This is a genomic window from Spirosoma foliorum (assembly GCF_014117325.1).
GTDB classification, from domain to species: Bacteria; Bacteroidota; Bacteroidia; order Cytophagales; family Spirosomataceae; genus Spirosoma; species Spirosoma foliorum.
This window is the reverse complement of record NZ_CP059732.1, coordinates 6,122,141-6,135,330: the sequence shown is the minus strand read 5'-3', so window position 1 is coordinate 6,135,330 and position 13,190 is coordinate 6,122,141. Positions and strand designations below refer to the sequence as shown.

Annotated in this window: 10 protein-coding genes; 5 read left to right on the top strand and 5 right to left on the bottom strand. The window is 47.0% G+C overall.

The window, feature by feature from the left end; genetic code table 11:
• Positions 1–143 precede the first annotated feature (143 nt).
• Positions 144–1,529, bottom strand: a complete 1,386-nt coding sequence (locus H3H32_RS25895) for an MATE family efflux transporter (RefSeq protein ID WP_182458650.1) — start codon at positions 1,527–1,529, stop codon at positions 144–146.
• 439 nt (positions 1,530–1,968) lie between these two features.
• On the opposite strand from H3H32_RS25895, the gene H3H32_RS25890 reads away from it, so the two are divergent.
• Positions 1,969–2,748, top strand: coding sequence for a Nif3-like dinuclear metal center hexameric protein (locus tag H3H32_RS25890; RefSeq protein WP_182458649.1), 780 nt, complete (start codon positions 1,969–1,971; stop codon positions 2,746–2,748).
• Between the two features lie 16 nt (positions 2,749–2,764).
• Here H3H32_RS25890 and H3H32_RS25885 read toward each other — a convergent pair whose 3' ends face one another.
• Positions 2,765–3,583: an aldo/keto reductase gene (locus tag H3H32_RS25885; RefSeq protein ID WP_182458648.1), complete on the bottom strand. Its 819-nt coding sequence runs from the start codon at positions 3,581–3,583 to the stop codon at positions 2,765–2,767.
• A gap of 138 nt (positions 3,584–3,721) precedes the next feature.
• On the opposite strand from H3H32_RS25885, the gene H3H32_RS25880 reads away from it, so the two are divergent.
• Both H3H32_RS25880 and H3H32_RS25875 read left to right on the top strand, forming a co-directional pair.
• Positions 3,722–5,224: a capsule assembly Wzi family protein gene (locus H3H32_RS25880; protein WP_240543493.1), complete on the top strand. Its 1,503-nt coding sequence runs from the start codon at positions 3,722–3,724 to the stop codon at positions 5,222–5,224.
• A gap of 136 nt (positions 5,225–5,360) precedes the next feature.
• Entirely contained in the window at positions 5,361–6,926 is a 1,566-nt protein-coding gene (locus tag H3H32_RS25875) for a DUF4394 domain-containing protein (RefSeq protein WP_220472562.1), read from the top strand.
• A 61-nt stretch (positions 6,927–6,987) separates the two neighbouring features.
• Here H3H32_RS25875 and H3H32_RS25870 read toward each other — a convergent pair whose 3' ends face one another.
• The 3 genes from H3H32_RS25870 to carB all read right to left on the bottom strand — a co-directional run bounded on the left by H3H32_RS25870 (position 6,988) and on the right by carB (position 10,713).
• Positions 6,988–7,413 (bottom strand): putative toxin-antitoxin system toxin component, PIN family, encoded by a 426-nt coding sequence (locus H3H32_RS25870; protein ID WP_182458647.1) that lies wholly within the window; start codon positions 7,411–7,413, stop codon positions 6,988–6,990.
• Between the two features lie 87 nt (positions 7,414–7,500).
• Positions 7,501–7,716, bottom strand: coding sequence for a hypothetical protein (locus H3H32_RS25865; RefSeq protein WP_182458646.1), 216 nt, complete (start codon positions 7,714–7,716; stop codon positions 7,501–7,503).
• Between the two features lie 120 nt (positions 7,717–7,836).
• Positions 7,837–10,713: a carbamoyl-phosphate synthase large subunit gene (carB, locus tag H3H32_RS25860; RefSeq protein WP_182458645.1), complete on the bottom strand. Its 2,877-nt coding sequence runs from the start codon at positions 10,711–10,713 to the stop codon at positions 7,837–7,839.
• 364 nt (positions 10,714–11,077) lie between these two features.
• Here carB and H3H32_RS25855 point away from each other — a divergent pair, with 364 nt between their 5' ends.
• Together H3H32_RS25855 and H3H32_RS25850 are read left to right on the top strand one after the other, a co-directional pair.
• Complete coding sequence (locus tag H3H32_RS25855; RefSeq protein WP_182458644.1) at positions 11,078–12,508, top strand: hypothetical protein; 1,431 nt, start codon at positions 11,078–11,080, stop codon at positions 12,506–12,508.
• A gap of 205 nt (positions 12,509–12,713) precedes the next feature.
• Positions 12,714–13,169 carry a ferritin-like domain-containing protein gene (locus H3H32_RS25850; protein WP_182458643.1) on the top strand — a complete coding sequence of 152 codons (456 nt, stop codon included), beginning with the start codon at positions 12,714–12,716 and terminating at the stop codon, positions 13,167–13,169.
• The last annotated feature ends 21 nt before the right edge of the window (positions 13,170–13,190 follow it).

Here is a 13,190-nt window from a genome sequence, read left to right as displayed (position 1 = left end):
TCCTATACGGTAAAAGTTTCGGCAGTGAATAAGCTGAAACGGATACAAGACAGGTTTATTTTTCGACAGGATTTACAGGATGAACAGGATTTCATCTCCGGGCTAAAAAATCCTGTTCGTCCTATAAATCCTGTCAAAAAAAACTATACCTGAACGGTTTTCCAGCGCCCTCGCCGGAAGATCCAGATAGCAATTCCGGCCAGTAGCGTTTCGCTGATTGCCACCGACCAGAATACGCCCGGAGGTCCCCAGTTGAGTAGATGAGCCAGCGTATACGCCAGTGGTATCTCAACTACCCAAAAACAGACAATGTTAATGAGCGTCGGCGTTTTGGTATCGCCTGCTCCATTGAGTGCCTGACTAAGCACCATTCCATAGGCCATAAACAGATAGCCCAGGCAAAAAATACGAAGACATTCGACCGCAATTTCGACGACACGGGCTTTATCATCGAACAACGAGACGATTGGCGCGGCTCCCAGAAAGAAACCTATACCAACGGCGGCTAAAAAGAGCATGTTGCAGAAAGCCGCTCGCCAGGCAGACGTTTCGGCCCGTTCGGGTTGACCGGCCCCTAAATTCTGCCCAACCAAGGTGGCGGCTGCATTGGCCATACCCCACGAAGGCAGAATGGTGAACACAATTATGCGGATGGCAATGGTATAACCCGCTACAACATCGCTGCCAAAGGTGGACAGAATCCGTGTCAGGAAGATCCAACTGGCCGAACCGACCAGAAACTGGCTGGTGCCGCCAATGGCTAAACTGAGCAGATTGCGAATAATTCCCGCATCAGGCGACACGTCAGACCGAAGTACTTGTATGACGCCTTTTACTCGTGTCAGCGCATAAAGCTGGTATAACACGCCCATCGACCGGCCAATGGTTGTGGCTACTGCCGACCCCATCACACCCAGCGCCGGAATAGGGCCAAATCCGAAAATAAATACCGGACACAAGATGATATTAACCCCATTAGCCAGCCACAACGAGCGCATCGCAACGGATGCATCGCCTGAGCCACGTAAACTGCCGCTTAGTGTGTACAGCAACATGATGGCCGGGGAACTGGCAAAAATCATTCGCGTGAAACCAGCCCCATTCGCGATCAGTTTTTCATCGCCACCCATCGCACGAAGAATATCTTCGGCAAAGACAAAACCAGCTACGCCCATCAACAGGCCCAATCCCACAGATACCAGGATTACCTGTCCGACGGCATTGGCTGCACCACGGTGATTATCTTCACCAACCCGACGCGATACCAGGGCCGTAGCGGCTGTGCTCAACCCAATGGCAATGGAATACACAATGGTTAATACCGACTCGGTGAGCCCGACGGTAGCAATAGCTTCGGTGCCGATCTTGGCCACGAAAAATACGTCGACAACCGCGAACAGCGATTCCATCACCATCTCCAGAATCATCGGAACCGACAGCAGAAAAATAGCCCGGTTAATACTACCAGAAGTAAAATTGGTTTCTGTACCACGCAATGCGGCCAGGAATAACCGAAAAAATTTGGTCATTGGAACAAAGAAATATGCCGGAGCCTATTGGCTACTGTCAGCGTATGAATGATCTGTAAATGAGAATGGCCACTTAGACAAAAGCGGTGGCGGTAATCGGAAGAAGAATAAAAAACCGCGTAGGTTTTTAAGCGAGGAACTTCATGGGCGTTGACAAACCGACGTTTCGGTTGCAGTTAAGGCTGCAAATGTACAATTTTCTTCTTCGAAAAACCAAATTTGATTGATTGTGTGATTATTCTTTGTGTTTTGGAATGTGATGTCAGGTTCTAAACCTGACAAATGAGGTTTCTCAAAACCTACTTTTTTGTACCGCTAGGTTTTGAGAAACCTCGCTATGTCGGTTATTAGTAACCGACACCACAATAACGGGTGTACCGGAGAAATAGCAATTGTTAAAATCCCCAAAACTATACAGTGTGCACACAGTTAAAGAAGTATGCACACGGCACCATTCTCTCTCAACGATCTGGCTGATTTTCTGCATACCGAATTAGCTGCTGAACGCTATGCCGATGCCGAGCGGGGTGGTATTTATTACCCGTCTAACCGGCTAATCAAACGAATTGGCCTGGCTTTAGATCCTTTTCCTAAGCTGGCAGACTGGGTCAGCGAAAAGCAAATCGATACCTTATGGCTGCATCGTCCCTGGCAGATCAATCTGGAGAATTTGCCCGCTGATATCGGGATTATGACGCACCATTTGCCATTTGATGAAACCCTGACGATGGGCTATAATCCTCAGTTGGCAAAGGCGTTGGGAGCCATTGGTGAATTGGAGCCGCTTGGCTATAAACAGGATATGCGTGAACCCGGTAAGCCTTTGCCACAACGACCAATCGGAATGCTCATGGAGATCGCTCCGCAAGAGTTTGACCAGTTTCTGGCAAGCATCAAAACTATATTCGGGGGCTATGATCGCGCTGAAGCTGGTCACGGGCCGGGGGCCTGGCAGTCCACGAGTTATCGAATTGCGGTAGTAGGCGCTATGACCGACGCGCTCGTGCGGGAAGCCGCCAGCAAAGGGGCTAATCTCTACATAACCGGAACGTATCGCAAACCGGGCCAACAGGCTATCGATGCAACAGGGAGTGCTTTCATTGCTGTAGGGCATCGCCGGAGCGAGGTCTGGGGTCTACAGGCGCTAGCCGATTTATTGCACGAACGGTATGGTGTTGACTGTATCGTTCACGAGCCGACGATAGTCAGTAAGTTATAAGCAAGTCATTAAGCTATTAAACAATTTCTCTCGGATCGTCGGCGATGCGTGTATTGTCGTAAAACGTATCCATCAAAGCCATGTCCTCATCTGAAATAACGAAATTCCAAACATCGAAATTCTCCTGAATCCGGTTGCGCTTTACTGATTTGGGAATGGTAACGACATTATGTTGCAACGACCATCGGATTAATAATTGATAAGTGCTCTTGCCATATTTTTCAGCCAGGGCAAGCAGTTTAGGATCGTTACTTTTCTCACCACGGACTAAAGGAGCGTAGCCTTCGACTTGAATATTCTTCTCCCGGCAGTAATTCAATACGTCGGGCAAGTAGCTATAGGGGCTTAGCTCAAATTGATTTACAGCCGGTATAATGCGAGCTTCGGTCAGGAGTTCGTCCAGATGAGCAGGGTAATGATTTGAGACGCCAATGGCACGGGCGCGACCGTCGGAATAGATTTTTTCGAGGGCTCGCCAGGTTTCGTGTCGATATTGTTTTATAGGCCAGTGGATCAGGTATAAATCAACCACATCGAGCCCGAGCCGTTCCAGGCTTCGGTTAAACGCTCGTAATGTTTTTGTATAACCCTGGTCTTCGTTCCAGACTTTGGTCGTAATGAAAATATCACTTCGAGGAATTCCACTAGCCCGGATGGCATTGGCTACTTCGCGCTCGTTTCCATAGGCAGATGCGGTATCGATTAGGCGGCAACCTGCTTCCAGTGCCCATTCAATAGCCTGCTGTACTTCATTAGCCTGACTTGGCGCATAAACACCAAGTCCTAGTAAAGGCATTTCGATACCATTATTAAGTGTGGTAGAGGGTATAGTCATTCGGTAAAGACAAGTTTCATATAGTAAATCAAAATCGGAGCAAGATGTTTTAAAATACTAACAACAAAGTGCGTGAGGCTGGGTTGGTTGTTCTGCTGTATGTTTACGGGCAGATAGGTTTCTTACTGGGTTTATCGAATGATGCGACTACTTTACCTGATTACGAATCTGATTTTATTGACTATTCTGGCAGGACGCGCTCAATCGGTTCCTACCCCTGGCGCGATTCGCTATTCGATGGAATTAGGCGGAATGGCAACATCGGACACACAAAATCCATTCTGGTTGCGGGCTAATCAGTATAACACGGTTCCGCTGCGAGGGTCGTTCGGAACGGCTCGGTTGGGCATACAACGCGATTACAAACCACGACCCGATTCAACGGTAAAGCGTAAGTCTCGTTTCGACTGGGGCTTTGGTATATATGCCGTTGCCAATATCGGCCCTACGCCAACGACCGATAATCCGGCTGTTCTATTGCCTGATGCGTATGTGAAAATCCGCTTTGGGGTACTGGAGCTTTACGGGGGCAACCGACGCGAAGTCGCTGGGTTAGGGGATACGTTGTTGACCTCTGGTTTTGTTGCCTGGTCGGGTAATGCGATGCCGTTCCCGAAAATTCAATTACACACCCCCGATTTTGTACCGCTCGGCTTTACGAAAAAACTGCTGTCATTTCGAGGTGGATATGCGCACGGGTGGTTTGTCGACTCATATATTCAGGGAAGTTATCTGCATCAGAAATACCTATATGGCAGGATTGGTAAGCCAAACTGGCGCTTCCAATTTTATGGCGGCCTGAACCATCAGGTGCAATGGGGAGGGCATGCAGATTATCTGATTGGAACTCCATTAGCCGTAGATGGGCACTTGTCAACATCGTTTCAGGATTATTTGTCATTAGTGATTGGGCGCTACCCCGATGCGCTGGAAAATGACCGATTTACGGGCTTTGATGGTACAAATCGGTTAGGTAATCATGTCGGTAGTTACGATGTAGCTTTTGAATGGAAAGGAGACAGGGCTAACTGGCTGCTCTACCACCAGCACATGTACGACGATGCATCGGGGCTTGCTTTACAAAATGTGCCAGATGGGTTAACGGGCTTACGTTTCCTGAATCATTCGCAACAAAATACACGCTTTCGATTTCAACGAATTGTGCTCGAGTGGTTAACGACGACCGATCAAAGTGGCCCAACCTTCGATCCGACTGCTCGCTATCAGGGGGCTGACAACTACTTTAATCATAGTCAGTACATTCAGGGATGGTCGTACCGGGGGCGCACTCTGGGCACTCCGTTTATTATGCCCAGAGGAGACTTAGCGCCATCGGTCGGCAATGAGTATGGCGGCAATGGCTTTTATCCAAATAATCGGGTAGTGGCGTGGTATCTGGGAACCATAAGTACGTTTCGGCGTGGGCCAACTCTAACCACACGTATATCGTATAGTCGAAATTTTGGGTCGTATAAACAGCCTTATCCACAAGCATTTCATCAGTTATCCACATTAGCAACGGCTCAGTGGCCTATCCGTAAATGGTCGGGTCTGATGCTAACAACCACACTTTCACTCGATCAGGGCGAGTTGATGCCCAATTCGTTTGGGAGTTATTTGAGTTTGAAAAAGAGCTGGTAGTTAAGTGATTAATGAAATTTTCATTGGCCATTAAAAAATATTTTAATCTCTTTTTAATATCTATAAATCCGTTTGGTGCGTATTGCCGTATAGTCAAGTGTTGTTACTTTTCTGATTTACTCTGAACGACTTTTCTATGACTATGCTTTACGCGAAATCCTTCAGCCGTGCTGTTGGCATGCTGGCAATCGGTTCTTTATTGACTTTAGCTGCCTGCCAGGATCACCGGCTGCCACCCAGTCCAAATACTCTGCCTGATGCTACTATTTATGCGTTAAATGACGCCAATCAACTGTTGCGGTTGAATGTCCAGAATTCAAGCGCACCACTGTCGACATTGGTGATTACCGGCGTGAATTTTGCCGGTGGGGAACGCATCATGTCGATTGATTTTCGGCCGGCTACCGGACAGCTCTACGGAGTTAGTAATCAAAGTCGTGTGTTTGTCATTAATCCAACAACGGCCGTGGCTCGTCCGTTGACAACTGCTCCATTTAGTCCCGCTGTTTCTGGCTCTGTAGTTGGAATCGATTTTAACCCAACCGTCGACCGAATTCGACTGGTTACCAACACCGGTCAGGATTTACGTCTGCATCCCGAAACAGGCCTTGTGGTTGCTACCGATGGGGCAATTAATGGCGTAATGGGAGCTATGATTTCGGAAGTGGCTTACACGAATAACAACGCAGGGGTAACGACGACGACGCTATATGATATTGATCCCGCTACAGATCGGCTCTATATTCAAAATCCACCCAACAACGGAACATTGACGGACGTTGGACCACTTGGTTTAGACATATCAGGGTCTGCGGGTTTCGACATTTCGCCGAACGATAATACCCAAGGCCTGGTTGCTGTTCAATTTAATGGATCGTCGGAGTTGGACCAAATTAACCTGGCGACGGGACGTTTGCAGAAATTAGGTGGCCTCCCCGGTACGATCATTGGTCTGGCTATCCCAACGAACCCGGTTGCGTATGCTGTCGATGGTTCTAATAATCTGCTCATTTTCAACCCAACGAACCTAACAACGACGACTATTAAAACGATTGTAGGCTTACAATCCGGCGAATCAATTCTGGGTATCGATACTCGTCCAGTAAATGGTCAATTATTTGCCTTGGGTAGTTCAAGCCGCTTGTATTCGATTGCGGTTACGAACACCGCTAGCTGGAGTGCAGTGCAGGTGGGAAGCGCAGGTGCCTTTACCTTGTCGGGCACGGATTTTGGGTTCGACTTTAACCCAACCGTCGACCGAATTCGGGTTGTCAGTAACACGGGTCAAAACTTACGCCTAAATCCCGATAATGGAGCCTTAGCTGCTACTGATCTGGCACTGACTTTCGCACCCTCGCCAGGAACACCGAGCGTATCAGCGGCTGCTTACACGAACAACTTCGCGGGAGCAACTACTACTACGTTGTATGATATCGATGTTCGTCCGGGAAGTGCTGTTTTATTTACACAGAACCCACCTAATAACGGCGTGTTAGTTTCTGTTGGCTCATTGGGTGTTGAGGTCGAAAGCGCCAATGGTTTCGATATTGGTGGTGCAACGGGTACAGCCTACGCCTTATTACGGGCTAGTGGTACCACAAAACTATACACCATTAATCTGACAACTGGTGCCGCCACGGCTGGGGCTACGCTACCCGGAAATCCAACCGTTCGCGGGTTTACCGTTGGTTTAGGATTTTAGTTTACTTGTTTTTAAAGCATAACGGCCTGCCTTGTTCATGAACAGGGCAGGCCGTTATGCTTTAAGCTATGTATCGGTCAGAAAACATACGTGGACTAATAATTTCGGTATTTCCAACTCGCTTCAAGATTTGAAGATGTTTCGCGTCGCCTGTTATTAGAAAATGGGCTTCAATAAATAAGGCTGCCCGAAGCACATTGTTGTCATTGGGGTCGCTAGAGTTGACTGGCATGTCATTGGTGGGCGTTATGACAATGTGCCTTTCACGAACAGTTTCAATGATTCGTTTTCTTCGTTCTGGGGAGTAGCCAAATTTTCGCTCCATTTTTTCGTCAAACTCACTCAATATCCACTCGGATGTATAAAGTTCAAAGTGCAGGGCACAGTGGTCATAAACGTCTTCGGCAAAGCCTGAAAATACTAGTGCCGAAATAAGAACATTCGTATCAAAGACTATTCGAATAGAGGGTGTGAGATTGTCAGTCATATACTCCTGAATCAGATAATGTACAAAACTACATGTCTGACGCTTGTGACCAACTTTTTGGAAAAAGTATAAAAGTGAAGATCGACGCTAGGAGATTTCCCTATAGATATCTTCTTCCGAAAAGAATCCAGCCGCTTCTGCCGTTCCTTTTAGTTCCCGACGAATCTTATTCATTTTCTCAATGTGCAAGTAGTTTTTCACGATTCGACTAATCATCTGGCCTGAAGGCAGATTAACTGTTTCAGATGCTTCTTCTAAATCCCGAAGTACTTTATCTTCTAACTCAACAGCTACAATTGTCATAGCTTTATTGCTTTTAGGTACAACGTAAATATCTGTTTTATAAACGCAAATCGCAACAAAACAGTTGTGCCACCTCTAGATAGGGGTGGCACAACAAACAATGAAAGCAATATTCCGTAACTACCGGCTGAGATACAGATTTCGTTCCGAATAAACCTTCTGGAAGTAATCGTCCGTGAGGTCATCGATGAAATAGATTCCCTCTCCGGTAGATTTCATTTCGGGGCCGAGCTCCTTGTTCACGTTCGGGAATTTGCTGAACGAGAACACCGGAATTTTGATGGCGTACCCTTTTTTAACCGGCTTGAAGTCGAAATCTTTCACCTTTTTGTCGCCCAGCATCACCTTAGTGGCGTAGTTAACATAAGGTTCCTGGTAGGCTTTACAAATGAAAGGCACCGTGCGGCTGGCGCGAGGGTTGGCTTCAATAATATACACCACCTCATCCTTAATGGCGAACTGAATATTGATCAGGCCAACGGTCTTAAGGGCCACCGCGATTTTCTTCGTGTGTTCCTCAATTTGCCGAAGCACGTTCTCGCTTAAATCGAACGTGGGAAGCACAGCATACGAATCGCCTGAGTGAATACCAGCTGGTTCGATGTGTTCCATGATCCCAATGATATACACATCTTCGCCATCGCAAATAGCATCCGCTTCGGCTTCAATCGCATGTTCGAGGAAGTGATCCAACAGGATGTTATTGTCTGGAATGTCCTGCATAATTTTCATGACATGCTGCTCCAGTTCACTTTCGTTGATAACGATTTTCATGCTTTGACCGCCTAGTACATAACTTGGTCGTACCAGAAGCGGGAAGCCCAAACTACGCGATAATTCCAGTGCAGCTTCTGATTCCCGTACCGTTCCGAATTTTGGATATGGAATATCCAGCTTTTGGAGCATCTCTGAGAAGTGGCCACGATCTTCAGCCAGGTCAAGTGCCTCCCAGCTCGTACCGATGATTTTGATACCGTAACGGGTCAGTTTTTCGGCCATTTTCAGCGCCGTTTGCCCACCCAGCTGCACAATGACACCTTCGGGCTGTTCGTGCATAATGATAGCGTGGACGTGCTCCCAGAAAACAGGCTCGAAATAGAGTTTGTCAGCAATATCCGGATCAGTCGAAACGGTTTCAGGGTTACAGTTGATCATGATCGTTTCGTAACCCGCTTCTTTAGCGGCCAACACACCGTGTACGCAGGAATAATCGAATTCGATGCCCTGACCAATCCGGTTTGGTCCTGAACCCAGTACCACTATTTTCTTCCGGTTGCTTCGAATCGACTCGTTACCCGGCAGGTCCGAAACAGGCTCTGGTCGGTCGGTAGTGATAGGCAACTGGTTATTAAATGTTGAGTAATAGTAAGGCGTTTTAGCCTCAAACTCAGCCGCGCAGGTGTCAACACACTTAAATACCCGGCGGATATTATGGGTCTGACGGTAATCGTAAATCTTACTTTCCCGAACCTGCAATAGATGCGCTAACTGACGGTCGGCGTACCCTTTTTGTTTTGCTGTACGGAGCAATTCAGGTGGCAGATCGTCCAGATCGTATTGTTGAATTTCACGCTCCAGTTCAATTAGTTCTTCAATCTGATGCAGGAACCAGGGATCAATTTTCGTCAATTGCTGAATCGTACGGAACGACATCCCAGCTTTAAAGGCATCGTAAATATGGAACAGTCGATTCCAGCTTGGGTGTTGCAAGCTCTCCGTCAAGGCTGCACGATCGGTGAGTTCGCGACCATCGGCGCCAAGCCCGTTTCGACGAATTTCGAGCGATTGACAGGCTTTTTGCAAGGCTTCCTGGAAGTTCCGTCCAATACCCATCGCTTCGCCCACCGATTTCATTTGCAGACCTAACGAGCGGTCGGCGCCTGGGAATTTGTCGAAATTCCAGCGAGGTACTTTTACGATAACGTAATCGATGGCTGGTTCGAAAAAGGCCGAGGTCGTGCCCGTGATAGGGTTGATCAACTCATCGAGGTTATAGCCAACAGCCATTTTAGCCGCAATCTTGGCAATCGGGTAGCCCGTTGCTTTTGACGCCAGCGCAGACGACCGGCTTACCCGAGGGTTAACTTCAATAACAATGATGTCGTCGGTTTGTGGGTTAACCGAAAACTGGATATTACACCCTCCGGCAAACTGCCCGATGCCACTCATTACCCGGATGGATAGATCGCGCATTTTTTGGTAGAGTGTATCGGGTAGGGTCATGGCCGGGGCAACCGTGATGCTGTCGCCGGTATGAATACCCATCGGGTCAAAGTTTTCGATGGAGCAGATAATGATGAAGTTACCGTTGTTATCTCGCAGCAGCTCCAATTCATACTCTTTCCAACCCATTACGCTTTGTTCAACCAACACCTCATGAACAGGTGATGCGTGCAAGCCAGCGGTGAGCGCCTTGTCGAAATCTTCGGGTTTATTAACGAAACCACCGCCCGTACCACCGAGCGTAAAGGAGGGTCGAATAACCAGCGGAAAGCCAATTTCCTGGGCAATTTCTTTGCCTTCCAGAAACGAGCGGGCTGTACGCCCTTTGCAGACTCCCGCGCCAAGTTGGAGCATGAGCAACCGGAATTTCTCCCGATCTTCGGTTGTCTCGATAGCTTTAATATCGACCCCGATAATTTTAACGTCATATTTCTGCCAGATGCCTGCTTTATCACAGTCAATAGCCAGATTTAAGGCAGTTTGCCCGCCCATTGTTGGCAGGACAGCGTCGATAGGACGTCCCATTTCCTGATGCTTTTTCAGGATTTCGACGATCGACTTTTTCTCTAACGGCAAAAGATAGACATGATCGGCGTTGATTGGGTCGGTCATGATCGTGGCCGGATTGGAATTAATCAACGACACTTCTATCCCTTCATCCCGAATAGAACGAGCGGCCTGTGAGCCAGCATAATCGAACTCACATGCCTGGCCAATAACGATGGGGCCTGAGCCAATAATAAGAACCGAGCGAATGTTGGAATTTTTTGGCATTTTCAGCAGGACAATGACCGCATGAACGGACCTGAATTGATTTAGTAAGTTGAGCTAGATGCCTGACGATTACCAGGCGATTCAGGGTCTGGTCAAAAATCCTGCAAAATTAGGGCTTTAAAGGGGAATGGAAAAGGAGAATTTTAGAATATACTATAATAGTGACTTTTAGGCTCCTGACAGGCCACTTTTTTACGATAGACTTATCGAATAATTCGTGTTTTGGCGAAAATTAGTGCCATTTTTAAGTTTATTTTCTAATCTAACTTTAAGTAAGACCGGTCGGTAACAGAAGCAATCTTTAATAGATGTTACCGGATGTATACTATTTTTGGTTAATTTGATATATTAATACTCTACGTTTATGGTTCGTCCTTATCTACTGCTTATCTGTGTTCTGCTGAGTAGTTTGGCTGTCACCTGCGTTCGTGATTATCCATCTGCAGATCCTAACAAAGCGCCCGTTGTACAGAACCCACCATCGGGCGGATTACCGGGTCAAACACAAACGTCTCCTCAAAAACGGCTATATCTGGATAACGATAAGATCCGGTTAGGTATTGACCTTAATGCGGGAGGGGCCATTACGTATTTATCGGAAGCTGGTAGTAGCGTTAACATGGTCAACAATAATGACCTGGGTCGGCAGATACAGACGTCAATGTATGCTGGACCTTATCCGTATAGCGTAAATGGAAAAGACCCGGTTTATCAATGGCGAAATCTTGGTTGGAATCCTGTGCAGACGGGTGATTATTATAACAATCCCGCTCAGGTAGTTAGCTATCAACAAGGGCAAAATACGCTGTATGTCAAGACAATCCCGCTGATATGGCCCTTGCTAAATGAACCAGCCGATTGTTATTACGAACACTGGATTGAACTTAAAGACAATACAATTCATGTGCGGTGCCGGCTTGTTGTTAATCGGGCCGATACCACTCAGTACGAAGCCCGAACCCAGGAAGCGCCTTGCGTATACCTCAACGGGCCTTACTACCGAATGATTACCTATGGTGGGATGAAGCCTTTTACAAATGATGCTGTCTCTGAATTTACGACTCAGGAGATGACGAATCGATTTGGTAGCGAAAACTGGATTGCGCTGTTGAACGCCGAAGGGCGGGGCGTTGGTATATACAAGTACAACGATGTACGCTTTGCGTCGGCTGGCTTTGGTGTAACTAGAGTGGGCGGAGAATATGATGTACCTGCTGGTTATATAAACAGCCAGCCCCATTTGGTTATTGATCATAATGGGCAATATGAATTTGAGTACACCTTGGTGGTTGGTAACTTAGATGATATCCGGCAGTTTGCATATGCCCAGCCTCGACCACCTGGGGGGCCTACCTATAAATTTGTGAATGACCGGCAAGGCTGGTACTTTAAGCGCACTCGCGACAAGGGCTACCCAATTCAGAATGAATTGAACGTTCGATGGTACCGGGATGATCCGGCCGTCCCCAGCTTTCGGGTTATGAGTCCAATGTCATTCTGGCAAGCGGCAAATGTTCCGAAACTTTATATACAAGCAGCTTTTCAGACCAAAGCAACGAGAGCCCGACTTGTGTGGCGAAAGCCCGACGAAAATGATTTTATGGATATGCCTGGCCGATATGCTGATTTCCCAATTATTGGTGATGGTCAGTTTCGTACCTATGAAATTAATACGAGCCAGTTGTCGGGTTGGGATGGCGCTATCACCCAGATAGGCCTGACAAGCCCCCCAGATCAGCTCCAATTTGAAACTGGGTCGAATTTGCGATTACGTAGTGTTACATCGACCAATTAGTACTTGGTTAAATAGATTTTCTGGATTCTATAGTTTCTTTTGATTTTATTGTACCTATAGAGTCAACAAGAACATTTAGAATCTATAGAAACTAAAATAGGTAGGTGCCTTTACCTCATCGAACCCCATAGTTTTACTTATTTGTGAACAATAGCGCGCACACTCGGTTGTAATTTGAGTTTACAACTCATATAATTCAACTGTTATGATTACGAATAAGGAAATTGTTGACGATCTCAACGAGCTGGTTAAAATCAACAACGATCGCATTCAAGGGTATGAAAAGGCGATTGAAGACAATGAAGACGCCCAACTGGACGATTTGTTTCGGCATTATGTTATTCAGAGCCAAAACTTCCGTAGCCAACTAGCTGATCATATTGTACGGATTGATGGATCGGCTGTATCGGATGCAACCTCAACCGATGTAACCAGCAAAATTCACCGCGCGTGGATTGATATTAAAACCGCATTGACAGGTAAAGATCGCGAAAGCGTGTTGAGCTCGGTTGAGTTTGGCGAAAATGCGGCCATTGAAGCGTATCAGGACGCGATCGACAAAGATCATATCCCAGCCTATATTAAAGAAGACCTGCAAAAGCAGCTAAGCGAACTGCAGATCGCGCATGATAAAATTAGTTCACTGGAAAAAGTGTCCTAGTTAGTTAGTAGCGGTGCAACA

Coding starts and splice junctions, on each gene's coding strand:
- H3H32_RS25895 (WP_182458650.1), bottom strand. CDS start 1,529: ATGACCAAATTTTTTCGGTTATTCCTGGCCGCATTGCGTGGTACAGAA.
- H3H32_RS25890 (WP_182458649.1), top strand. CDS start 1,969: ATGCACACGGCACCATTCTCTCTCAACGATCTGGCTGATTTTCTGCAT.
- H3H32_RS25885 (WP_182458648.1), bottom strand. CDS start 3,583: ATGACTATACCCTCTACCACACTTAATAATGGTATCGAAATGCCTTTA.
- H3H32_RS25880 (WP_240543493.1), top strand. CDS start 3,722: ATGATGCGACTACTTTACCTGATTACGAATCTGATTTTATTGACTATT.
- H3H32_RS25875 (WP_220472562.1), top strand. CDS start 5,361: ATGACTATGCTTTACGCGAAATCCTTCAGCCGTGCTGTTGGCATGCTG.
- H3H32_RS25870 (WP_182458647.1), bottom strand. CDS start 7,413: ATGACTGACAATCTCACACCCTCTATTCGAATAGTCTTTGATACGAAT.
- H3H32_RS25865 (WP_182458646.1), bottom strand. CDS start 7,716: ATGACAATTGTAGCTGTTGAGTTAGAAGATAAAGTACTTCGGGATTTA.
- carB (WP_182458645.1), bottom strand. CDS start 10,713: ATGCCAAAAAATTCCAACATTCGCTCGGTTCTTATTATTGGCTCAGGC.
- H3H32_RS25855 (WP_182458644.1), top strand. CDS start 11,078: ATGGTTCGTCCTTATCTACTGCTTATCTGTGTTCTGCTGAGTAGTTTG.
- H3H32_RS25850 (WP_182458643.1), top strand. CDS start 12,714: ATGATTACGAATAAGGAAATTGTTGACGATCTCAACGAGCTGGTTAAA.